This is a genomic window from Variovorax paradoxus (genome assembly GCF_009498455.1).
GTDB lineage: Bacteria > Pseudomonadota > Gammaproteobacteria > Burkholderiales > Burkholderiaceae_C > Variovorax > Variovorax paradoxus_H.
The window spans coordinates 4,683,090-4,706,033 of record NZ_CP045644.1 but is presented as its reverse complement, the minus strand read 5'-3'; the positions used below and the strand labels follow the sequence as shown (position 1 = coordinate 4,706,033).

Genomic DNA, 22,944 nt, shown 5'->3' with positions numbered 1-22,944 from the left:
CTGCTCGCCTCATACGTCCAGCAGCGGACGCTGCTTGATGTGCCGCGCGAAGACCTGCATGAACTGGGGGTCCAGCCGCGCACCCCAGACGGCCAGCGCATGGCCGACGATCCAGAGCGCGACGCCCGGCAGCCAGAGCTGCAGCCCCAGTCCGACTGCGGCGGCCAGCGTGCCGTTGGCGATCGCCACGGTGCGCGGCGCACCGCCCAGCAGGATCGGCTCGGTCAGCGACCGGTGCAGTGGAATCTCGAAGCCGGGCGCAACACCCGTTGAGAAAGCAGTCGACTCATTCATGCCAGCACCGCCCCACCCGAGAAGCTGAAGAAGGTCAGGAAGAAGCTGGAGGCGGCGAACGCGATCGACAGGCCGAACACGATCTGGATCAGCCGGCGGAAGCCTCCGCTGGTGTCGCCGAAGGCCAGCGTCAGTCCGGTCACGATGATGATGATCACCGCGACGATCTTGGCCACGGGCCCCTGGATCGAATCGAGGATCGACTGCAGGGGCGCTTCCCAGGGCATGTTGGAGCCGGCCGCACGCGCGGGCAGCGCAGCGGCCAGCAAGAGCGTTGTCGCTGCCGCCGCGTGCAGCAGCGGCTTTGCGGAAAGACGTGAAATCGTCATGACGGTTCTCCAGAAGACGACGGGGTTGACGGGGCAGGACGAGATGAAGAGAGCAAGGGGAAACCAGGCACCGCCGAGGTATCCAGCTGATAGCCCTCGTTGTCGTGGCCGACGACGCGCGCGATCTCGCGCACCCGCCGGGCGCGGCCACGGCCAGCGATGAAGACGATGACGTGGACCGCCTCGGCGATCAGGGCGCGCGGCACGGTCACGGAGACTTCCTGCACCAGCTGCTCCAGCCGCGTGAGCGCGCCCAGCGCGGACCCGGCGTGCACGGTGGCGATGCCGCCCGGATGCCCTGTGCCCCAGGCCTTGAGCAGGTCCAGCGCCTCGGCACCACGGACTTCACCCACGACAATGCGGTCGGGCCGCAGGCGCAAGGTGGCGCGCACCAGGTCGGCCATGGTGGTCACGCCCGGCTCGGTGCGTAGGCTCACGTGGTCGTCGGAGCGGCATTGCAGCTCCACCGTGTCCTCGAGGATCAGCACCCGATCGCGCGTCTCGGCGATCTCGTTGAGCAGCGCGTTCGCGAGCGTCGTCTTGCCCGTGCTGGTGCCGCCCGCCACCACGATGTTCAGGCGTTCGCGCACCGCCTGCCGCAGGAATGTGGCCTGGTCCCCCGTCAGGATCCCGTCCGCCATGTACTGCGCCAGGCTCATGATGCGCAGCGCCCGCTTGCGGATCGCGAACGAGGGCGCGCGCACCACCGGCGGCAGCACGCCCAGGAAACGCTCGCCGGTCTCGGGCAGTTCGGCCGAGAGGATTGGTGTACCGGCATGCACCTCGGCGCGCACGTGCGTGGCGACGAGGCGGATGATGCGTTCGGCCACCGGGGGTGGCAGCGCCGCGCCAGTTGGCGCGCGCCCGGCGCCGAGCCGATCCACCCACAGTGAGCCATCGGGGTTGAGCAGCACCTCGACAACTTCCGGATCCGCGAGGGCCGCCGCGATCTCCGGCCCCATGGCCGTGCGCAGCATGCGGATGCGCCGGGCCACCGCGCTGTCCCCGGCGCCTGGAGACGCCCCGGAAGAACGATCAGACGACTGGACCATTGGCGGCCTCCTCTGCTTCTCCCTGCCCTGCGTGCGTTGGCGCCGCTTCGGGCTCGATCTCCTCATGGACTTCCCTCACCAGGCTGCGCCCGCGCTGCAGGTGCCGGCCGAGTTGCTCGATGAACTGCACATAGCGGGCCCGCCCCTGCGCCCGTGCGGCGTCCTGCTGGCCTTCGGGCACTGGGATCGAGACGGTGAGGAAGTAGCGGACATAGAGCGCTACCGTCTCGATCAGGATTTTCTGGTCGCGCTCGAGCCGGTCGAACTGGCGCGAGAGCCGGTCCAGACGCTTGGCGATCGCCGCCTCGCGCTGGTCGCCCCCATCGGGCGACAGGAATGAAGCCAGCGCGGCCGCGATCACGGCCGACTTCGACACACCCTTGTGCACCGCCAGCCGATCCAGGCGCTTGGCGTGCTCCGGCTCGATGAAGATGTTCAGGCGAGTGCGGCTCATAGCGCGATCCCGTCGTCTGGGTCCAGTGCGGCGAGGCGCGCGGTGCGCGTGAGCTGACGGTCCAGGTCGCCTGGCCGCAGCGGCACGTCGTCCTCGTCATCGAGCACCAGCAGCCCGTCGTCCTCCCGTAGCACCGACGGCTCGCGTACGACCTCCAGCTCGGGCTTGCGCTGGTGGCCGCCCTCGTCGGCGAAACCAGCCGCATCGGCTAACGACAAAGGCTCGAGCGCGGTCGGCGGCGCCAGTCCGCTCCAATCGTCGGGCCGTGTCGCAGGACGATCGGCATAAAAGCCCGAAGCCAGCACCGGCGGCGCCAGCACACGCCGCGTGAAATTGTGGTCCTGGTAGTAGCGCACCTTCTTGGCCTTGATCGGCGGATGGCCCGAGACCATCACCACCGCCTCGTCGGGCGGCAACTGCATCACCTCGCCCGGTGTCAGCAACGGCCGAGCCGTCTCCTGGCGCGAGACCATCAGATGGCCCAGCCACGGCGCGAGCCGGTGTCCCGCGTAGTTGCGCTGCGCACGCAACTCGGTGGCCGTCCCCAGCGCCTCCGAGATGCGCTTGGCCGTGCGCTCGTCATTGGTGGCGAACGCGATGCGCACATGGCAGTTGTCGAGGATCGAGTGGTTCGGGCCATAGGCCTTGTCGACCTGATTGAGAGACTGCGCGATCAGGAAGGCACGCAGGTCGTAGCCGGCCATGAACGCCAGCGCCGACTCGAAAAAGTCCAGCCGACCCAGCGCCGGGAACTCGTCGAGCATCAGCAGCAGCTTGTGGAGGCGCGCGATGCCGTCGGAGCCGTCGAGCGATTCGGTGAGGCGCCGGCCGATCTGGTTGAGGATCAAGCGGATCAGCGGCTTGGTGCGGCTGATGTCGGAGGGCGGCACCACGAGATACAGCGACACCGGGTGTTCGGCAGAGATCAGGTCGGCGATGCGCCAGTCGCAGCGCGAGGTGACCTCGGCCACCGTCGGGTCGCGATACAGGCCCAGGAAACTCATCGCGGTGGAAAGCACGCCCGAGCGTTCGTTGTCGCTCTTGTTGAGCACCTCACGGGCGGCAGAGGCAACGACCGGATGGACTTCCTGCCCTAGGTGCCGTGTCGTCATCATCCGGTGCAGCGTGACCTCGAAGGGACACGCCGGATCGGACAGGAAGTTGGCCACGCCGCGCAGCGTCTTGTCCTCGCATGCATAGAGCACATGGAGGATCGCACCTACCAGCAGTGCATGGCTGGTCTTCTCCCAGTGATTGCGCCGCTCCAGCGCGCCTTCGGGATCGACCAGGATGTCCGCGATGTTCTGCACGTCTCGCACCTCATGCGCACCGCGCCGCACTTCGAGCAGCGGGTTGTAGGCGGCCGAGCGCGCATCGGTCGGGTTGAACAGCAGACAGTGCGAGAAGCGCGCGCGCCAGCCGGCTGTGAGATTCCAGTTCTCACCCTTGATGTCGTGGATCACCGCCGATCCCGGCCAGGACAGCAGCGTGGGCACCACGAGCCCGACGCCCTTGCCGGAGCGCGTGGGGGCAAAAGCCATCACATGTTCAGGACCGCCATGACGCAGATAGGCGCCGCTCTTGTCCGATGTCCTGCCGAGGAACACACCTGCCGGCCTCATCAGACCGGCCTTGGTGATCTCGTCGCACTCAGCCCAGCGGGCGGAGCCATAGGTCGTAACGCGTCTGGCCATCCGCGCGCGCCATACGGCCATCGCGATGGCCGCGCCTGTGGCCGACATCCCGCTCAATGCGGCAATGGCCCCGCCACGCTCGAAAACCTGGGGCGCATAGGCGTCGTAAAAGTACCACCACTCGAACAGCTTCCACGGCTCGTAGACCGGCACACCGGAAACCTCGAACCACCGGGGGCCAAGCCTTTGCTGGTAGCCCAGAGCATGCGCCGTCGACTGCGTGGCGGCCCACATCCCGCCCAAGGTGACGCCAAGCACCACGAGAATCTGTCCGAACAGGACGCCGGTCGCTGCTGTCGGCATAGGGCGCCACCTCCCAGGCGCTTGTGTTCCAGCACATGCATGCCGCTACGGCACGCAGGCATGAGTCTGGAATCAAGCCGCCGCGCGGCACACCCATGGCGGCGTGGCGCGGCGTACGCTGGCGTGGGGCTGGCTGCGACTCCTTCTTCTGCCGAGTGCACGAGCCTTCAGGCTGTCTCGGCAGGGAGCATTCCGCCGGCAGCCCGACAGGTCCATGGCCGTTGGCGCGAGTCGGCACGCCTTGGCAGGCGGGCACCGTAACATTCAGTGCAGAACTGTGGCGTGGGCAAGGAATCGTTGCAGCGATTCGGACAGGCCGTTGGGCTGGTTCTTGTGCAGCACGTAGGTTGTGATGTGCACTGGTTCGGCGAGCGGCACAATCACAACGTCCGTTCGCCGCAGTGCTCGCATGTGATCGGCATCTGCCATGCCGACGCCCTGGCCTGCCGCCACGCGGGTCAGGTAGCCGGTCAATGTCCGGGCCTCCCCTGCGATCGTCGGCGCCAAGGAATACCGCCGAAATATCGCCTCCATCTGCTGACACAGTCCTGGGTGGTAGGCGGCATTGCAGGCGATGGCGGGGAAAGACAACAGCTCGGCGAGGGAAACCACCTCGCGGCACGCGAGTTCGTGTGCCGCCGGAAGCAGTGCCACGATGGGGCTCACCCAGGCCACTTGCCGGGCAATAGTTTCATCATCCGGCACGCCGAACGAAAAGCCTGCATCCACCTCCTCGCTGCGCAGCGCTGCCAGGAGTTCTGCCGGGCACATTTCCGTGAGATTTACTGGAATGTCAGGAGCCACCTCTCGCCAGCGGGACAACCACTCTGCCAGCTTAGGCTGCGCGGTGCTGTCGTCCACACCTACACGCAAAGGTTCTCGATGGCGAGCATCAGTTTCTCGCACGACGCGCATGGTGCGCTCCAGGCGGATAAAAATAGCCCGGGCGTGTTCAAGCAGTTTGGCGCCGGCGGGTGTGAGTTGCAGCCGGCGCTGCGTGCGAACAAAGAGCGTCACGCCCATCCGCTCCTCCAGATCGCGGACGGCCCGCGACAACGGCGTCTGGTCGATGTGAACACGCTCTGCAGCCTTTCGAAAACTAAGTTCTTCGGCAACGGCAACGAAATAGCGAAGATGGCGAAGTTCAATCATCGTGGCTCAATGCGCTCCCATAAGAATATGGTTACTCATTTCTCGGCGCACAACGCGGACCAAGAACTTACGAAGCACCAACATCAAGTGAACTCACAAATCACCGTGCGAGTTGAGGCTTCGGGACGCGAAAGCGACCGCCTGCTCTTCGTCCCCGGGGGGCCCGGACCGCTGCCATCTGGTTTCCGGCAACAGTGGAGTCGCGAGATTTCGAATGACATGGCCGGCGGAGAGCACCATGGTGATCTGAAAAACGCAGATCTCTAGCGCCCGATCTGCAGAACGAACACCGTTGCGAGTACGGCGATGGCTGCGGCAGTCGCGGACACCGCGGCGGCAACAACAGCGATCTGCGTGCTCGTCGAAGAAGGTGCGGGCGGGTAGGAAGAAGTGCTTGGGAAGCCTGGCGAGATGGCCGGGGCTCGTACGGTCGAGGTAGTGCCATGCGACGTGGCCACGCTCTGAGCCGCCTCTTCTGCAGCGTCTTTGTGGGTCAGTTCCTTGACGAAGCGAGTGAAGAAATCGTCTGCCATCCGCTTTGTGACGCCATCGATCAGGCGCGCTCCAACTTGCGCTAGCCGCCCGCCAACCTGGGCCTGCGCGATGTAGCGCAAGCGCGTCCCACCATCCGCGTCTTCAAGAGAAACTTCTGCGGTTCCCTTGCCAAAGCCGGCCACGCCTCCAGATCCTTCAAAGGCGAGCGCGTAGGAAGTGGGCGCAATCACATCGCGAAGTTGCAGCTTGCCCGAGAAGCGAGCACGCACCGGGCCCACAGCAGCCTGCATGGCGACCCGAAACTTGTTTTCCCCTTCGGGCTCGAACGTGTCGCAGCCCGGGACGCATCTCTGCAGCACCTTGGGATCGTTCAATGCGTGCCATACCTCGGAACGAGGCACCGAGAGAAGCTTTTCGCCTTGGATTTCCATGATTTTTATCTCTGATTCAAATGTTGGTTGCGCCTGCGCGGATTCGATCGCCGGCCAACTTCACTGCCTTCACGATCTCCGGATACGCGCCGCACCGGCAAAGGTTGCCCGCCAGATAATGGCGAATCTCGTGCTCTGAAGGATCAGGGTTCTGGTCCAGCAACTGACGGGCCATCAGAATGAAACCAGGCGTGCAAAAACCACACTGGAATGCACCAGCGTCGATGAAGGCTTGTTGCACAGGATCGAGCTGGCCGTCCTGCTCGACACCTTCGATGGTCGCGACGTCGCATCCGTTGGCGTGCATCGCGGGATAGATGCACCCGGTGACAGCTTTGCCATCGACGACCACCGTGCAGCAACCGCACAGTCCCTGGCCGCAGCTTTCTCTTGCGCCGTGCAGACCGCAGTCGCGCACGACCTCCACCAGCGTGTTGTAGGCCTCGACTTGTCGAGCGACGGGCTCGCCATTGAGGCGAAACTGGATCAGATTGCTAGTAGTGCTCATGGTGAGATCCGGGAATCAGGCAGCAAGTGGCTCACCGCGCTTTTCGCACAGCGCGCGGAATACCGCCTCGGGAGTGATGGGCAGAGACATGATTCGCACGCCCACTGCGTCTTGGATGGCCTCTGCGATCGCAGAAGCGACGCCGAAGCACCCGCTTTCGCCGATACCCTTGGCTCCGTATGCGCCTGTGCCTTGTTGCGATTCGACTGCCTCGCAGGCGAGCTGTGCGGGATAGTCCAAGATGCCCGGAATCTTGTATTCCGAGAACGAGGCATTCCTCAGTTGGCCTTCGGCATCGAACTCCATCTTCTCGAGGTAGGTGGCGCCCAACTGCATGATGGCGGCGCCGGAGATCTGTGTGTCGACCACCTTCGGGTTGAGAGGCGTGCCACAGTCCACCACGTTCTCCATGCGCAGCAGTCGAAAGTGACCGGTTTCAACATCCACCTCCAGTTCCACCCCCGTGCCGCCAACCATCCAATTGGGTGTGATGTCGGGTGAGCGGCCGTCGGAATCCGGCGATTGGTACGATGGGATGAAGCTCCCCGTCCCGATCACCGTGCCGGCCTGCATGCCGAACTTCTTCTTCAGAAGTCTAGAGACACCTTCAATGCCTTCGAAGCTGATACCCACCTCGTCAGCCAGACCGCGCAATTTCTGCAGCAGGTCTTGTGCAGCAAGCTTGACGGCGTTGCCCATGGAGAAGGTCGAGCGCGATCCCAAGGTTGCCATGTCGTAGGGCGTGACATCAGTATCGGGATGAACAACACGGATATCTTCCGCGCGCAGGCCGAGCACATCGGCCGCAACGATCGCCATGGCTGTGTCGGAGCCTTGGCCCATGTCTACTGTGCTGATCAGAAGCGTGCAGCTCCCATCGCCACCGATGGTGATGGTCGCAACTGAGGTAGTTGGCGCAACCATTGCCTTGAACCCGAGCCCGATGCCGCGCCCGCGACGAACGTTGCCGCTGCCGCGTTCAATCGGCTTGTGCCAATCCATGCGGCTTGCCACTCGATCCAACACGAGGCCGAGCGCTGCATCCTTCATGACAGTCCCGGTCCCATGGGGCCGGCCATCCTCCAGCAGGTTCAATCGACGAAACTTCACCGGATCCATACCGATTTCGCGCGCAATGAGATCCGCCTGGGATTCGTAGCCCCATACCACCTGAGTGATACCGAAACCACGGAACGCACCAGCGGGGGGAAGGTTGGTGTAGACCTGGTACGAGTCGATATTCAAGTTGGCGATGTCGTAGGGACCGCCTGCGGTGAAGCCGGATTTTTGCGTGACCCGCGGACCGATATCGGCGTAGGCCCCGCCATTCCAATAGACCTCACAGTGGCGTCCGATGATCCGACCGCTTGCATCCACCGCGCTGCGGATGCGGAAGGTCGTTGCGTGCTTGGTGGTGGTGTAGAACTGCTCCTCCATCGTCAGTGCAACCCGTACTGGGCGCCGCGCAATGAGGGCCAGTGCAGCAGCGAGCGCCTCCAGCTTGATGTAGAGCTTCGCGCCGAACCCTCCGCCCAGGAGCCGGGTCTTCACTTGCACACGGTTCTCGGGCCATCCGAGCAGCCGCGCAATCTCGAGCCGCACAAATGATGGGCTCTGCGACGCCGTGTGGAGAACGATCCCGCGATCTGTTGGCTCTCCGATGGAGATCATTGGCTCGAGTGGCACGTGCATGACCTGCTGCGTGCGGAACGTGTGGTCGAAGACCTGGTGGGCTTCCGCAAAGGCCTTCTCAACGTCTCCGTGGCGTAGCCGATAGTCCAATGCCACGTTGGTCGCCTTGCGGCCAGCAAGATGTTTCAGGTCAGGGAACGTACCTGCGGGCTTGAGCACGTCGTGCACCAAAACGTCGTTGCTTGTCGCAGCCTCCACCTCATCGAACACCGCGGGCAGCGACTCGTATTCCACGTTCACCAAACCGGCTGCTGCCTCTGCCACATGGACATCGGAGGCAAGTACGACGGCGACAGGTTCGCCGATATGGCGAACCTTCTCGATCGCGAGAATGGGTTGGTCGTGGAAAGCCGGGCCGTAGTGCGGATCCGGAATGAGCTTGAGCACATCTTGCGCCGTGACAACCTTGAACACACCAGGCGTGCCCGCTGCGGTGGACGTGTCGATGGACAAGATTCGCGCATGCGCTTGCGTGCTGCGAACAATCTTCGCGTGCAGCATGCGCGGGAGCTCGACGTTGTGGGTGTAGTCGGCCGTTCCCGTCACCTTCGCGCGGGACTCGAGACGGTCGAGACGTCGGCCGACCTGGGGTTGAGAGTTGGGGCTTTTATTCATGTGTGGCTCCGGCCGTTGCGCAGCGCGGTCTCGATAGCTCGCGGGAGTGCGACTTTGAGTAACTGGCTCTTGTACGCGGCTGAGCCATGGCCATCGCCCATCAGCTGGGCTTCAGCGACAGCCGCTTCAGCGGCGGCACGCTTAGCAGATTCTTCGAGGCCGTTCTGCTTCAATGCCGCCTGAGCGTGGCGTAGACGCGTCGGTCGATCCGTGGCCGCACCTACGAAGATGCTCGCCTGATCGAACTGCCCTCCCACCATCTTCAGAACGACCGCCAAACCTAGTGCAGGCCAATCGTGCACAGCACGCGTGGTCATCTTTAGGTACGCACCTGGTCCCGACTGCGGCGGAATGTGGATCTCGGTTATGAGTTCGTCGCGTCGAATGACGGTTTCGTAGTAGCCAGTGCAGAGGTCTTCCGCGATGACGGTTCGTGAGCCTTTCGGTCCAGTGACGATGATCCGCGCCTCCAGCGCCGCGAGCACCGGCGGCATGTCCATGTGCGGATCCGCATGGCTGAGATTCCCGCCAATCGTGGCCACGGCCCGCACGCGTGGGTTGGCAACGCCGCGAAGCGCCTGGCTCAGAAGAGGCCACTTCTCACGCACCGCAGGATGGCGCTCGATGTCGGCGAGCCTTGCCATGCCACCAAGAATCAACTCGCCGTCACCGCCGACAGTCACCGCACTGTGCTGTTCGCCAATCTTCTGCAGGCTCACAAGGCGGGTCGGCCGTAGTACGCCGGCCTTCATCATGAGCATCACGGCGGTGCCCCCTCCCACAGGTCGAATATCCGGATCCTCGGCGTCCAGCAGCGACAGTGCTTCCTCCAACGAGTAGGGCAACAGGAATTCAAATGGCGTCATTGCGACTCTCCAGGCAAAGTTCGTCCAACGCGCCTGCGATGATGTCCGGCACTTCCAACGGTGTCAGATGTCGCGCCCCTGGGATGACCGTCAAGCTCGAATGCCGGATACCCGCGTGCAATGCCTGAGCCATCTCTATGGGCGCCGCATAGTCCTCGTCGCCGACCAAAATACGCGTGGGCACTCGAATCTGCGGAAGCAAGGTGCGACCGTCGAAGACGCCGAGCATCCGGCATGTCGAAACGTATGCGTTCAGGTCGTTGGCCAGGAAGGTATCGACACAGTTTTGAACGACCCCAGGCTCTCTGGCGCAGAAGGCATCGCTGAACCAGCGACTCTTCTGAAAACCAACGAGTGCACCGAGACCTTGGGAGACAGCTTTCATCGCTCGATCCTCCCAATCTTTCGGCGCAGTCGGTCCGTACCACGCGGTTGTATCGATGAGCGCGAGGCCGGATGTCCGATCCTGGTGCTTCCCTGCAAAGGTGAGCGCGATGCACCCGCCCATGGACGCGCCACCCACGACGGCCTTGTCCACCTGCAGATGATCCATGACCTCCAAAAGATCTTGGGCCATGCGATCGGCTGTGTATGGCGGATTGCTGACGCCGGAGCGTCCGTGGCCTCGTGCGTCGATCGCGATCACGTTGGCCCTGCCCGCCAGCCGCTCCGCGACCGGGTTCCAGAACCGATGGTCCATTGCAAGCGAATGCACAAGCCCGACGAAAGGCAGTGCGCGATCAGCCCCGTGTACGCGGTAGGCGATGGGGACGCCATCACTGGCGTTCAGGAGCGCTGGGTTGGTTCCATGGTCGGTCATAGTGGGCGAATTGTTCGGCCTGCCCCACCGCAACGTCCAACGAGAAATTTGTGGGGGGGCAATGAAATTCGCTCATATCGAAGTTGCCCTTCCTCACGCTCCGCCACACAAGTACATGAGGAAAGTTGGTGGTACCTAGCGAAAAATCTCGTTTGACGCGTCTCGCCCCGGCCGCGAGCATCCCGGCTCACCGGATGACCTCCGGCATTCCAGGAGCAATGATCATCATGACCAACCAGTCTCTCTATCGACGCCGCGTGCTGCTGGCCGCCGGGGCACTCCTCGCCCAGACTTTGTGCGGCAGCTTCGCCGCTGCGCAGACGCAGGACTATCCCAATCGACCGATCCGCGTGATCGTCCCCTTCGCGCCAGGCGGCGTGGTAGATGTCACCGCAAGACTGCTGACGCAGAAAATGACCGAGCGTCTTGGCTGGAGCTTCATCGTGGAGAACAAGCCCGGCGGCAACGGGTTTATCGCGGTAACCCAAGCAGCAAAGGCGGCGCCAGACGGATACACGCTGCTGGCCGCGCACACAGGCGAGTTCGCGGTCAACCCCGCTCTTTTCGCAAACGTTCCGTACGACCTCGACCGTGATTTCAGTGCTATCACGATGATCAGCGACACGCCTATGCTGTTGGTGGCCAACGCCAAGGAGCCTTACAACACGATCCCTGAACTCGTTGCCGCTGCAAAGAAGGAGCCAGGAAAAGTGGCGTTCTCTTCCCCGGGCAATGGCAGCGTGAATCACATTGCTGGTGAGTGGTTTGCCATTGAAGCCGGGGTCAAGTTGCTCCACGTCCCGTACAAAGGCGGCGCCCCCGCGGTTGCCGCGGTTGCTTCGGGAGAAGTTCCTCTTGGCGTTGTTGCGGTTCCGGCGGTCATGCCCCATGTGCAGTCTGGGCGCGTGAAGGTTCTGGGCGTCACGACGAGCCGACGGGCCGCATACAAGGACGATTGGGTTCCCGCCAGCGAAAGCGGCATCAAGATCGATGCTTCCAACTGGGTTGGCCTCTTTGCGCCCAAGGGCGTTCCTGCTGGCATCGTGTCCAAACTTCAAGCGGAGGTTTCTTCGACGCTTCAACAGCCGGATGTGAAGAAACGCTTTGCCGATGCTGGCGCAGAAGTGGGCGGAATGTCCTCGCTAGCATTCGCAGACCGTATCCGCAAGGACGCCAGCCGTTACAAGGATGTGGTCAAGAAGGGCAACATCAAGCCGGAATAGCGCGTTGCGGAAGAAAAAATTCCAGATCGGCTGTGTCCCGGCACGGCCAAGAATGCTCTCATTTCCAGTTGGGCTTGGGCTGGGGACGAATCCTCAACAGAAGTGGACACTTGAATGAACACGAAAATCGCACGGGAGATCGCTCCCAAAGGAGTGCTCCGAGCCTCGATCAATCTGGGCAACCCTGTGTTGGCGAGTCGGCCTGATCCGAACAGCGATCCTCGTGGAGTCTCTTTGGACCTCGCGCGTGCCTTTGCTGGCAGACTCGGCCTCGCCCTGCAGCCGATCGTTGTCGATAGCGCAGGCAGGTCGGTGGAGCTCGTTGCAAGAGGAGAGGCGGATATCGGCTTCTTTGCACTGGATCCTGACCGTGCGAACCAGATACGCTTCACCACACCCTACGTCCTGATCCAGGGAAGCTACCTCGTCAGGGAGAGTTCTCCGCTTCAAGCAATGGATGAAGTCGACCGCCCCGGGCACCGCGTGGTGGTGGGCCGAGGGAGCGCGTATGACCTGTATCTTTCGCGCGGACTGCAGCAAGCAATGATCGAACGCGCCAAGACTTCACCGACGGTGGTCGATGAGTTTCTACGTATCGACGCAGATGTCGCCGCCGGCGTGCGGCAGCAGCTGGAGGCAGATACGCAACGCATTCCGGGCTTGCGTCTCTTGCCCGGCAACTTCATGACTATTCAGCAGGCCATGGGCGTTCCTGCGGACCGGAGTGACGAGACTCTCGCAGCCGTTCAGCAGTTTGTCGAAGACATGAAGGCTGATGGTTTTGTCGCTCGCGCCCTCAAGCGACACGGCATTGCGGGCGCACAGGTCGCTCCAACCTCAACCTTGTGAGAACTCCATGAACAACGAATTGCAGTCATTCCTTCAGCCAGCAGGTATGGCCATGCCCCGTGGGCACTACAGTCACGCGACCAGCGGCGGAGGTCTCGTTTTCGTCTCGGGCCAGCTCCCAGTGTCACCGGATGGCTCGGTGCTGAGCGAGGCACCGTTCGAGGTTCAGGCGAGGCAGGTGCTCGCAAATGTCTCGGCTGCTGTCGCCGGGGCGGGCAGCGCGGTCGATCGGCTGCTCCACGTTCGCGTGTATATCACCGATATCGATAACTGGCCCACGTTCAACAAGCTCTACGAAGAATGGGCTGGCACTGCGCGGCCAGCTCGTGCAGTCGTCCCCGTCCCTACCTTGCACTATGGCTGCGCCCTCGAAGTAGAAGCTGTCGCCTTGACCTGACTGGAATACTGCTGCGCATCCATCGTGTCTAGACGGCAACCGACTTCCATGTGGACTCGAACCTGGACAAAAGCCAGCGCTTGAAAAGCTGAACCTTAGGAAGGCCGGATCGCTCGGGCCGGCTGAGGACGTGGTAACCCGCTGGCGAGAAGCATCGGAACTCGAATGGGGCAACCAGGCGCCCGTTCGCCAGATCCTCTTCGACTAATACAGACCGAGCGATGCCTATCCCAAGGCCTTCGATGATCGCGTTCATCGAGAACAGCATCGTCTCGCAGAATATCTCGCTGGAGAATTTCTCAATGTCCGACCCAGCCTGGTGGAGCCACATCGTCCAGTCATCCGTGATGATCGGTGAGACGGTGCGAACTATTGGATAGTGTCGCAAGTCCTGAATTTCAGATAGAGGTGGGCCCTCCTCCAAAAGACTGGGCGCACACACAGGAAATAGTTCCTCAGGGGCGATCCGCTCCGCGTCAAAGTCACGCCAATCGTCGACTCCATACCAAATTGCGACATCGAACTCGCGCTGCGCGAGCCGATCAGTGGGCGCCAAGGGCGTCAGACGCAGCTCGATATGCGGGTGCAGTTGTTTGAACTCGCGCAAGGCAGGCATGAGGCATCTGGACGAGAATGCAACCAGGCACGCGATCGTCAACCGGTTGTCGTGTACCGACGAAACGCTCTCCGTCGCCGCGGCAATCTGCGAAAGTGCTGGACGGATGCACTCGAGATAGGTACGACCTTCGTCGGTCAGGCGCGTGGTGCTCTGCTTTCGCGTGAACAGCTGGACCTCCAACAAGCTTTCAAGTTCTTTGATGCGATGGCTGACGGCGGTCTGAGTGAGATTCAACTCGGTCGCGGCACGGGTAAAGCTCTGGTGTCTGGCAGTCGCTTCGAAAGCGAGCAACGCGTTTAGTGGTGGCAAGGCTCTTGGCATATCGAGCAATGTAGAAGATTTGGCGCGCTACAGAGTTCCGAATTCACCCTAGGTTCCAGGAGCTCTGCTCGCTCACCGGCGTGGTCATCGCAACAAGCCCTGCAAAGTGATCGAAAACCTGCTCCTACAGTTGCGACCTGCCGGACTCCTCTGGCTCCGGCATCTCCAAAATGTTGAATGAGACCTCGCGCAGGCGCCACGGGAGGCTTCCTCGGTCATCAAGCACAAGCAACACTTCTTCAGTAAAAATGTGCTGGCTCTGTTCGAACGCCATTCACTGGACAAGACGCTGCAATGGGTCGGTCACAGAGTCTAGGACATGTGCCGATAGCACGTTTTCCTGTCATTCGCGTTCTCACTGAAGGCTTGTCACGCTTGCGAAGGCACTTCGCGCTTCTGCTGGCCGTCGTACGTAGGGATGTATTGCCGCGGTATCGGGCCCTTGATGCGACCGCCTTGCTGCGTTTGCTCCCAGGCATGTGCGAGCACGCCCACTGACCTGGACAAGCAGAAGAGCCCGCGAGCAAGTGGAGGAGGAAAACCAAGCTCCGCATAGATCACAGCGGTCGCGCCGTCGATGTTCATCGGAATCGGCTTGCCCTTGGCTGCACCGAGCTTCGCCTCAACGGCCCGGCCGATGCGGGCAAACTTCCCGCTGACCTCGCCATTGCGGGCTGCCGCATCGACGAGGTCGAGAAGTGGCTCGCTTCGGGGGTCAATTGGATGGAAGCGATGACCGAACCCCGGGATGACCTTCCCGTGGGCTTCCACGAAACTTCGGAGCCCGGCAACCGCGGCATCCTCCTCCGTGGCCCCGGTGTCCATCCGCGCTGCAATATCCTCGTAGAGTTCCACCGCTTGTTCACCGGCGCCGCCGTGTACGTCGCCGAGAACGTTGACGGCGGAGGCCATCGCGCTGTTCAAGCCAACGCCGCAGGTTGCTGCCATCCGGGCGATGGCGATACTGGGTGCCTGCGGTCCGTGGTCGACCGCAGACATCAGTGCGGCCTCCAGCAGTTCCCCTTGGACGCGGCTCGGAAGCTCTCCGCGTGTCATCAGCCAGATCATTTGTGCCAGGCTCACGCGCTGGCGAATCAAGTCCTCGATGGGATATCCCCGATAGCGGATCACGCCCGGGGACATGTCAATGATGCTGGTGCGCCACCAGTCCTCGGTGGCCTTGCGTGCGTCAGGCGTTGTGTCCGTCATACGGCCTTCTCCTCTTTTAGCGCTTGGATTTGCGCAGATGAGTAGCCCAGGTCCGTCAGGATTTCTTCTGAGTGCTGACCGAGGGTCGGTGGCGGTGCATCGACACGAGGTGCTTGGCCGTTCACCTTGAATCCGGTTCGGACCAAGCGAATGTCTCTTCCAACACCCGGCGCGTTCGTGAAGCTGCCCACCATCCCGCGCTCAGCCACCTGTGGATGGTCGAGCGCCTGAGGCACTGAGTAGACGGGCCCGGCCGGCACGCCGGCTTCGTTGAAGAGCCTCCACCATTCGTCGGTGGACTTCGCGGCCATAGCTTCCTCAAGGACTGCCTTCAGCTCGAAGCGATGCTGCAGACGTGCCTGCCGCTCACTAAACCGAGGGTCGGCAACCAGCTCGGGCCTGCCTACCACCTGGCAAACCGCCTCGAACTGCTCTTGCTTGTTGGCAGCGATATTGAGGAGGCCGTCCCCTGTACGGAATGTCCCGGACGGACTGGCGGTGACGTTCTCGTTGCCCATGGGCTTGGGCTCACGGCCGGCAATGAGGTGGTTCGATACAGCCCATCCCATGGTCGCCATGACGGCTTCCAACATCGAGACATCAATGAAGGTTCCACCCGTGCGCTGGCCGTCGGCCAGCGCAGCCGCAACAGCGAAGGCGGCAGTGATGCCGCCAATCGTGTCGGCTACCGGGTAGCCGACCCGGTATGGCGCGTTCTCGGGCGCCCCGGTGATGCTCATGACGCCGGACATGCCCTGGATGATCTGGTCATAGGCCGGCAGGTCACGAAGCGGACCGTCCTGGCCAAAGCCCGAAATGGCACAGTAGATGAGCTTCGGGTTCTCCTTGAGCAGCTCCTCGAATCCAAGCCCCAGGCGCTTCATAACACCGGGGCGAAAATTTTCCACCAGCACGTCGGCCGTGCGCACCAGGTTGCGAAAAACCTCTTTTCCGGCGGGGTGCTTGAAGTCGATTGTGATGGAGCGCTTGCCAGGGTTTTGCGCGAGAAACGAGACGCCCATGTAGCGCTTGTTCAATTCGGCGTCGGCGCCAAGCTGACGGGCCAGATCCCCGCCATTGCGGCTTTCCACCTTGATGACGTCGGCGCCCATGTGGGCGAGCTGGTGGCATGCGAAGGGTCCCGCAAGAACATTGGTGAGATCGAGAACGCGAATTCCTCGTAGCGCGTTGGACATTGCGCTCTCCTTAGTCGGCCTTGATGCCGGCCTGCTTGATGACCGTGCTCCACCGCTGAATCTCGCTGGTGACCAGCTGCTTCGCCTGCGCCGGCGTATTGGCCACGACCGTCAGACCCATCTCGGCAATCTTCTTTTTCGCTTCCGGCTGCGAGAGCGAGGCATTGAGCTCCCTGTTCAACTTGTCTACAACCGCTTGGGGCGTTCCGGCAGGGGCCCCGATGCCAATCCAGTAGTCCATGTCCATCTTGGGAATGCCGGCCTCCTTCGCCGAAGGCACATCAGGCAGCATGGCATTGCGCTCGGAGCCCGTCACCATCAGGGCGCGAAGCTTCCCGCTTTTGATATGGGGAAGCGCGGTGGGCACGGATGTGATAAGCGCCTGCACCTGGTTGCCCATCAGGTCGGTCAGGACGGCGCCAGCGCCCTTGTACGGGACATGGACGATGTCGACGCCAGTGGTGCTCTTGAAGAGCTCTCCGGCCAGGTGCGTGTTGGTGCCGTTGCCGCCGGAACCATAGTTGAGCTTGCCAGGCTGAGCCTTGGCCAGTGCAATGAACTCCTGGACGGTCTTTGCAGGCACGGCTGGATTCACCACCAGAACATGCGGAACCTTGACCGCCGTCGTCACCTGGGTGAACGCCTTTTGCGGATCGAACGGCAGCGTTGTTATCAGCCCTGCGGCAATGGCATAGGAGAGCTCAACCGTCAGAAGTGTGTTGCCATCGGGTGCGGAACGGGCAGCTGCACCCCAGCCCACCACGCCTCCTCCGCCAGTGCGGTTGTCGACAATCAACGGCGCGCCGACGCCGGGCGCTGCGAACTGTGCAATGACACGCGTGACCAGATCGGCGCTACCGCCGGGCGCGTAAGGCACGATGATGGTGATGGGCTTTTGAGCGAGCGCAGAGGCGCTGAAGAGGCATGCGGCGCCGGTGAGGATGATGGCGCGACGAATGGTGCGGAACTTCATAATGGTCTCCAAGGCTTCGTGTTGAATGGGTTCAGTCGAGCTTCACGCCCGGCTTGCGGACTGCGGTTTCCCAGCGAACCTGCGTGCTCCACAGAAAGGTGCCAGCTAGATCTCCAGACGGAACGGTGGGCAAGGGGATCGGCAGGAGGTTAGGACTGGGCGAGGCGATAAACCCGGGTCGCCGTCCCTTCGAAAAGTGCTTGGCGCTCCTCGGCACTGGCGCCCGAGGTCAGTCGCTTGAAGGCGTTCCAGCATGCGGTGTAGCTGTAGGAGCCTTTGTCGACAGGGAAATTGCTCTCGAACATGCAGCGGTCGGCGCCAAAGGCCTCGATGCATGGCTCCATCCAGGGCTTCCACGTCTGGGCCAACTGGTCCGAACTGGGCGGGCGCTCGCGTTTCTCAAAGTCGAAGCCGTTGATGCGCATTCCCAGCCCGCCCAGCTTGACGTAGACATTGGGCAACTTGGCAAGCTGGCGCATCGAGTGCAACCATGTATCGAACACCTGGGCGCGCAATGCCTCGTAGGCCGCGATGCGCAAAATGCCGCCGCAGTGGTTGATGACCACCGGCGTGTGCGGTACCGACCTGGCCAGTTCAAAGAGTTCCGGCAGCTGATGAAAGAACAGCCATGCGTCGTACGAGAGCTGTAGTTCGGACAACTGGGCTACGCCTTGGCCGTAGGCCTTGTCCAGCAAGAGACCACGCGGCGTGGCAGATAGCGGGTTGACCAGGGATGAATCTGGATCCCAGGTGGTCAGGTGACGGACGCCTTTGAATCGGCCCTGCCCCACTTGGATATGGGCCTCCAAGACTTCACGAACCTCGGCGCCGAGCCTCAGATCGACATGACCCACGATGCCCTTGGCAGCTTCCGGTATGCCGCTGGCGTGCTTCTGGGCAACCGCGGCAACGTATTCGGTTTCTCCGACCGGCTGGAGCGCTCGGGGTCCGTCTGGCCGATAGCGCGTCTGCGCCTGCATGTATACGGAAGCGACCACGTTGTGACCCGACCTTGCGTCGGCCAAGTACTCGTGATCCAGATAGATCCAGCCCGGGCGGTCATAGAAGTGGTGATGGGCGTCGACGATCCGCAGGCTCGGCTCGAGAATTTGCTCCTCGTGCAACGCGAGCCAGTCCTCGCGAACGACCAAGTAGTTGTTGGTGCTCATGGTTGTGCGTCTCCTGGGCCTTCCGTCTAAGTTCTATTTGATAGAACCATGGTCTATTCCACAGAACTATACGGGTCGCAAGAGATCGCTTGAATTGGGGTTAACCCTTGATCCTGATCACGACGGCTCCTCTGGGAGTGCGTGTCACACTTCGCCTTGGCGGCTCAAAAAAGAGCGCCTCAACTTCTGCCCCTCTCCCTTTCCATGACAGAGTCAACCCCGCCTTCAACGCCAACCGAGACCGCCGAATCCAGCGGCGTCGCGGTTTTGGACAGAGCGTTTTCGCTGCTTGCTGCTTTTGGCCCAGATGACAGCCGCCTCACGTTGACCGAGCTCTCCAAGAGGACGGGCCTTTACAAGAGCACGGTGTTGCGGCTGCTTGCTGCTTTGGAGCACGGAGGATTCATCCGGAAGCTGCAGGACGGCCAGTACTCGATTGGCCCGGAGCCTCTTCGTCTCGCCTCGATCTACCAGCGGTCGTTCCAGGTTGGCCATGCCATCGAGCCTCTCCTCAAGCAACTCAGCGCAACAACCGGGGAGACTGCGTCTTTCTACGTGAGGCACGGTGACAAGCGGATTGCGCTGTTCCGTGTCGAGCCAGCCCGGTCGGTTCGCGCATCAGTGCAGATCGGCCAGGAATACGCCATCGCTCAGGGTGCCTCTGGCAAGGTGCTGCTTGCGTTCTCGCTGCCAGTTCTTCCAGGCTATGACGCCATTCGAGAACAGTTGTGGGCCGTCTCGTATGGGGAGCGTGACCCCGAGACTGCGTCAGCGGCGGCGCCAGTGTTCGGGGTAACCGGCGAACTGCAAGGCGCGCTGGCTGTCAGCGGCCCTCGCGAGAGACTTACTTCGCCAGAAGCGATGCTCGCCGCATGTCGCCATGTGCTCGAGACGGCACGGGCCGCGACCTCGGCGCTGGGTGGCAACACATCTCGCTTCCCGTCGAGCCTGGAGCGTCTCTCGACGGATAGTCTTAGAAACCTTTCGCCAGGCGTCACCAGCTAAGGCGCAAGGCCGGTTTCGCACGATGTCTTGCCCGGTCTGCACGGGTGAAAGCGGCCATGAGTTGCAGCGTAATAGTCCGACGAAGGCCGCCCTTGCCTGATGCGCAGGCTGCGGGAAGCATCTGACCCGAATCGCAGACCCGCTTGGAGGTGTGCGCTAAGAGGAGATGGTGCACACCATGAAGATTGAGCAAGACCCAGCGAAGGGCAGCCGGCGATATCACGACCGGTCGTTCAAGCAGGAGCTGGTGCGACAAAGCCTGGAGCCAGGCGCGTCCGTATCGGCGATCGCACTGCGAGGTGGCATCAACGCCAACATGCTGTTCAAGTGGCGCAGGGAGCATCTTCGGGCTGCCGGCGGCACGGCGGCCGCTGTACTGTTGCCGATAGAGGTCGCTCCGGCCGCAGAGGTCATGGCGATGGCCAATTCGATCGGGTCCACGCCCGCGCAGTCGAGACCGGCGCCGCGGACCGGCGTCATCGAGCTGGAGTTCGCCGGCGCGCAATTGCGACTGCGTGGCGCTGTCGACGAAGACAGCCTGTGCAGCGTCCTGCGCGCACTGCGCCAGAGTGCATGATCGGCCCGCGCCCGGGCACCCGCGTCTGGTTGGCCGCGGGCGTGACGGACATGCGCTGCGGCACGGACACGCTGGCGGCGAAGGTTCAGACAGCGCTCACCGAGGACCCGTACTCCGGCCATGTCTTCGTCTTCCGCGGGCGCCGCGGCGACCTGGTCAAGCTGCTGTGGAGTGACGGCGATGGGATGTGCCTGCTGGCTAAACGCCTGGAGCGTGGCCGCTTCATCTGGCCGCAGGCCGAGTCGGGCTCGATCTCGCTGAGCGCCGCACAGCTGTCGATGCTGCTCGAAGGCATCGACTGGCGCCGCCCCGAGCGCACCTGGCAGCCGCGCGCAGCGGCGTAGCGGACCGACGGCCAAGTTGACAGGACAACCCCCGTTGTAGGGCCAACTACCGGCCGGCACAGTCATGCCCATGACCTCGCAGGAACTGCTTGCCGCCCACGCCGCGCTCAGCGGCGAAGCGCAGCGCTCGCAAGAGGCATTGAAGATCGCGCTGCTGACCGTCGAGAAGCTCAAGGTCGAAGTGGCGTACTTGCGGCGCATGAAGTACGGCCGCTCCAGCGAGCAGCTGGAACACGCTCAGCTTGAGCTCGTGGGCGGGCAGCTCGCGCAGCCGGCGGTGACCCCCGCGGTGCCGGGCGAGGACGACGCGGATCGCGAGCATCCTTCCAACGTCACGTCCATCGATCTAGGCCGCAAGAAGCGCCAGGCGCGAGAGCGCACCGGCATGCGTGATCTTCCGGACCACCTGCCGCGGCGCACCGTGATGCACACGCCGCACAGCGGTTGCAGCTGCGAGGCCTGCGGCCGTGGCCTTCGCGAGATCGGCCAGGACGTCTCGGAGGTACTCGACTATGAGCCGGGCAGCTTCCATGTCGTGCGCCACGTTCGTCCCAAGCTCGCTTGCACCCGCTGCAGCACGATCACCCAGGCGCGCGCGCCGAGTCGCCCCGTCGATCGCTGCATGGCCGGCACCGGCCTGCTCGCGCACGTGTTGGTGAGCAAGTATTGCGACCACACGCCCTTGCACCGGCTGTGCCAGATCTACGCCCGTGAAGGCGTGGATCTGCAGCGCTCGACTCTGGCGGACTGGGTGGCGCAGGCGGCACGCCTGCTGAGCCCGCTGGCCGACGCCATTGGCCGCTACGTGTTGGCGGCCGACAAGATCCACGGCGACGACACACCGATCCGTGTGCTCGGCGGCGCCGGTGCCAAGGCGCGCACTGGCCGTCTGTGGGTGTACGTGAGGGATGACCGCCCCAGCGGCGACACGGTGCCGCCGGCGGTGTGGTTCCAGTACTCGGCGAATCGCAAGGGCGAACACCCCGTGCGCCACCTGCGGCACTTCAAGGGAATCCTGCAGGCTGACGCCTTCGCTGGCTACCACCCCTTGTATGAGGACGGCCGGGTGGTCGAGGCGGCTTGCTGGAGCCATGCACGACGCAAGCTGTGGGACATTCACGAGCGCCAGCACAAGCTCGGCGGAACGCTGGCGCACCAGGCGCTGCAGCGCATCGGCAAGGTCTTCGGCGTGGAGGCGGAGATCCGAGGCAAGCCGCCACACGAGCGAATGCGGGTTCGCCAGGAACGCACCGCTGCGATGCTGGGCGACCTGAAGGCTTGGTTCGACACTGCGCTGTCGCAGGTCTCGGCGAAGTCGCCGATGGCGTTGGCGATCGGGTATTCGCTGAGCAACTGGACGGCGCTGACGCGCTTCGTCGACGATGGGCGGATCGAGGCGCACAACAACGCGGCCGAGCGCGCGCTGCGCGGCGTGGCGATTGGGCGCAAAAACTACCTGCATCTCGGCTCCGACAACGGCGGGCACAGCGCGGCGGTGATTTACACCTTGATCGGCTCGGCCAAACTCGTCGGCATCGATGCGCAGGCCTACTTGCGCCACGTGCTCGAGCGTATCGCCGACCATCCGAGCAACCGTATCGACGAGTTGCTGCCGTGGGCTGTCGCGAGTGAGCTTGCCAAGGTGGCGCCGACGAGCTCACAGCCGACCGACAGGCTCGCGGCCTGAGCACATCGCCGCTGGCAAAATCGCCAGCATGCGTGTCAAGCAGATCGAAGATCTCCCCATGGCCACAAGCGCTGAGCTGTACCAGCTCAGCTGGGTCATCGAGCAGCTCATGGCCGACCCCAGGCGCATCGTGCAGGCGCGCTCTCAGCTGCACATGGGCCAACTGGTGAAGTACTGGGACTGGGGGACCGGCAAGCTGCGTGAGGCTCGCATCGCGGCGATGAAGGACCGGCAGGTCACGCTGATCGACGAGCAAAGCAAACAGCGCTTCAGCGTGCTGTACGCGGCCGTCGTGCCTGTCGATGATCAGCAGGCAGGCACGTCATCCTCACCGGCGACTGCAGCGCCGCTGAGGCCGCCGCCGGAGATCCATCACAAGCAGGACTTCCGCGTCGGCCAGCGCGTGAGCTTCTCCGACCAAAGCCTGAAGCGGCACGTCGGAGAAATCGTTCGGATCAACCAACGCACAGCCACGGTTCACTGCGACGACCGTGCATGGCGCGTGGCGTTCGCTCTGCTTCAACACGTCACCGACATCACGCCTTAAACCACCCAACCGTCAACAACGGCCTCGAGCGGACTATTACGTTGCAGCATAGCGGCGCTCCTTCTCATCGCTACTGCAACGCGTCGCGGCCTAGTTGCCCCATCTCCTGCGCTAGCGACACAA

Annotated in this window: 24 protein-coding genes; 8 read left to right on the top strand and 16 right to left on the bottom strand. The window is 63.0% G+C overall.

Annotation, left to right across the window (positions count from 1 at the left end; translation table 11 throughout):
* Positions 1-9 precede the first annotated feature (9 nt).
* From GFK26_RS21715 to GFK26_RS21665, 11 genes are all read right to left on the bottom strand, one after another.
* On the bottom strand, positions 10-294 hold the full coding sequence (locus tag GFK26_RS21715) for a VirB3 family type IV secretion system protein (protein ID WP_153283815.1): 285 nt from the start codon (positions 292-294) through the stop codon (positions 10-12).
* Positions 291-623 (bottom strand): TrbC/VirB2 family protein, encoded by a 333-nt coding sequence (locus GFK26_RS21710; RefSeq protein WP_153283814.1) that lies wholly within the window; start codon positions 621-623, stop codon positions 291-293. The genes GFK26_RS21715 and GFK26_RS21710 overlap by 4 nt, the downstream gene beginning before the upstream one ends.
* A complete protein-coding gene (gene trbB / locus GFK26_RS21705) occupies positions 620-1,675 on the bottom strand; it encodes a P-type conjugative transfer ATPase TrbB (RefSeq protein WP_153283813.1) in 1,056 nt (351 codons plus the stop codon). The genes GFK26_RS21710 and trbB overlap by 4 nt, the downstream gene beginning before the upstream one ends.
* On the bottom strand, positions 1,659-2,129 hold the full coding sequence (locus GFK26_RS21700) for a CopG family transcriptional regulator (RefSeq protein ID WP_153283812.1): 471 nt from the start codon (positions 2,127-2,129) through the stop codon (positions 1,659-1,661). The genes trbB and GFK26_RS21700 overlap by 17 nt, the downstream gene beginning before the upstream one ends.
* Positions 2,126-4,126 carry a conjugal transfer protein TraG gene (locus GFK26_RS21695; protein ID WP_153283811.1) on the bottom strand — a complete coding sequence of 667 codons (2,001 nt, stop codon included), beginning with the start codon at positions 4,124-4,126 and terminating at the stop codon, positions 2,126-2,128. The genes GFK26_RS21700 and GFK26_RS21695 overlap by 4 nt, the downstream gene beginning before the upstream one ends.
* A gap of 264 nt (positions 4,127-4,390) precedes the next feature.
* Positions 4,391-5,278, bottom strand: coding sequence for a LysR family transcriptional regulator (locus tag GFK26_RS21690; RefSeq protein WP_153283810.1), 888 nt, complete (start codon positions 5,276-5,278; stop codon positions 4,391-4,393).
* A gap of 263 nt (positions 5,279-5,541) precedes the next feature.
* Positions 5,542-6,204: a CoxG family protein gene (locus GFK26_RS21685; RefSeq protein ID WP_153283809.1), complete on the bottom strand. Its 663-nt coding sequence runs from the start codon at positions 6,202-6,204 to the stop codon at positions 5,542-5,544.
* Positions 6,205-6,220: 16 nt separating this feature from the next.
* Complete coding sequence (locus GFK26_RS21680; protein ID WP_153283808.1) at positions 6,221-6,712, bottom strand: (2Fe-2S)-binding protein; 492 nt, start codon at positions 6,710-6,712, stop codon at positions 6,221-6,223.
* 15 nt (positions 6,713-6,727) lie between these two features.
* Positions 6,728-9,019 (bottom strand): xanthine dehydrogenase family protein molybdopterin-binding subunit, encoded by a 2,292-nt coding sequence (locus GFK26_RS21675; protein WP_153283807.1) that lies wholly within the window; start codon positions 9,017-9,019, stop codon positions 6,728-6,730.
* Positions 9,016-9,885, bottom strand: coding sequence for an FAD binding domain-containing protein (locus GFK26_RS21670; RefSeq protein ID WP_153283806.1), 870 nt, complete (start codon positions 9,883-9,885; stop codon positions 9,016-9,018). Before GFK26_RS21670 ends, GFK26_RS21675 begins: the two co-directional genes overlap by 4 nt.
* Positions 9,872-10,705: an alpha/beta fold hydrolase gene (locus tag GFK26_RS21665; protein ID WP_153283805.1), complete on the bottom strand. Its 834-nt coding sequence runs from the start codon at positions 10,703-10,705 to the stop codon at positions 9,872-9,874. Before GFK26_RS21665 ends, GFK26_RS21670 begins: the two co-directional genes overlap by 14 nt.
* Positions 10,706-10,923: 218 nt before the next feature.
* Here GFK26_RS21665 and GFK26_RS21660 point away from each other — a divergent pair, with 218 nt between their 5' ends.
* From GFK26_RS21660 to GFK26_RS21650, 3 genes are all read left to right on the top strand, one after another.
* Positions 10,924-11,928, top strand: a complete 1,005-nt coding sequence (locus GFK26_RS21660; protein ID WP_194273935.1) for a Bug family tripartite tricarboxylate transporter substrate binding protein — start codon at positions 10,924-10,926, stop codon at positions 11,926-11,928.
* A gap of 114 nt (positions 11,929-12,042) precedes the next feature.
* Positions 12,043-12,777, top strand: a complete 735-nt coding sequence (locus tag GFK26_RS21655; protein WP_153283803.1) for a transporter substrate-binding domain-containing protein — start codon at positions 12,043-12,045, stop codon at positions 12,775-12,777.
* Between the two features lie 7 nt (positions 12,778-12,784).
* Positions 12,785-13,174 carry a RidA family protein gene (locus GFK26_RS21650; protein ID WP_153283802.1) on the top strand — a complete coding sequence of 130 codons (390 nt, stop codon included), beginning with the start codon at positions 12,785-12,787 and terminating at the stop codon, positions 13,172-13,174.
* A 28-nt stretch (positions 13,175-13,202) separates the two neighbouring features.
* Here the strand turns inward: GFK26_RS21650 and GFK26_RS21645 are convergent, their stop codons facing one another.
* From GFK26_RS21645 to GFK26_RS21625, 5 genes are all read right to left on the bottom strand, one after another.
* Positions 13,203-14,084, bottom strand: a complete 882-nt coding sequence (locus GFK26_RS21645) for a LysR substrate-binding domain-containing protein (protein WP_194273934.1) — start codon at positions 14,082-14,084, stop codon at positions 13,203-13,205.
* Positions 14,085-14,483: 399 nt separating this feature from the next.
* The gene (locus tag GFK26_RS21640) at positions 14,484-15,323 is read right to left on the bottom strand and encodes a citryl-CoA lyase (RefSeq protein WP_153283800.1); all 840 of its coding nucleotides are present in this window, start codon (positions 15,321-15,323) and stop codon (positions 14,484-14,486) included.
* Positions 15,320-16,519: a CaiB/BaiF CoA transferase family protein gene (locus GFK26_RS21635; RefSeq protein ID WP_153283799.1), complete on the bottom strand. Its 1,200-nt coding sequence runs from the start codon at positions 16,517-16,519 to the stop codon at positions 15,320-15,322. Before GFK26_RS21635 ends, GFK26_RS21640 begins: the two co-directional genes overlap by 4 nt.
* A 10-nt stretch (positions 16,520-16,529) precedes the next feature.
* Positions 16,530-17,492: a Bug family tripartite tricarboxylate transporter substrate binding protein gene (locus GFK26_RS21630; RefSeq protein ID WP_153283798.1), complete on the bottom strand. Its 963-nt coding sequence runs from the start codon at positions 17,490-17,492 to the stop codon at positions 16,530-16,532.
* Positions 17,493-17,641: 149 nt separating this feature from the next.
* A complete protein-coding gene (locus tag GFK26_RS21625; protein WP_153283797.1) occupies positions 17,642-18,661 on the bottom strand; it encodes an amidohydrolase family protein in 1,020 nt (339 codons plus the stop codon).
* 204 nt (positions 18,662-18,865) lie between these two features.
* On the opposite strand from GFK26_RS21625, the gene GFK26_RS21620 reads away from it, so the two are divergent.
* The 5 genes from GFK26_RS21620 (at position 18,866) to GFK26_RS21600 (ending at position 22,821) form a co-directional block, all read left to right on the top strand.
* Positions 18,866-19,666: an IclR family transcriptional regulator gene (locus tag GFK26_RS21620; RefSeq protein WP_153283796.1), complete on the top strand. Its 801-nt coding sequence runs from the start codon at positions 18,866-18,868 to the stop codon at positions 19,664-19,666.
* A 178-nt stretch (positions 19,667-19,844) separates the two neighbouring features.
* The gene (gene tnpA, locus GFK26_RS21615) at positions 19,845-20,243 is read left to right on the top strand and encodes an IS66-like element accessory protein TnpA (RefSeq protein ID WP_194273933.1); all 399 of its coding nucleotides are present in this window, start codon (positions 19,845-19,847) and stop codon (positions 20,241-20,243) included.
* Positions 20,207-20,587 carry an IS66 family insertion sequence element accessory protein TnpB gene (gene tnpB, locus GFK26_RS21610; protein ID WP_416222506.1) on the top strand — a complete coding sequence of 127 codons (381 nt, stop codon included), beginning with the start codon at positions 20,207-20,209 and terminating at the stop codon, positions 20,585-20,587. Before tnpA ends, tnpB begins: the two co-directional genes overlap by 37 nt.
* A gap of 64 nt (positions 20,588-20,651) precedes the next feature.
* Entirely contained in the window at positions 20,652-22,274 is a 1,623-nt protein-coding gene (gene tnpC, locus GFK26_RS21605; RefSeq protein WP_416222505.1) for an IS66 family transposase, read from the top strand.
* A gap of 28 nt (positions 22,275-22,302) precedes the next feature.
* Positions 22,303-22,821, top strand: a complete 519-nt coding sequence (locus tag GFK26_RS21600; protein ID WP_153283793.1) for a hypothetical protein — start codon at positions 22,303-22,305, stop codon at positions 22,819-22,821.
* The last annotated feature ends 123 nt before the right edge of the window (positions 22,822-22,944 follow it).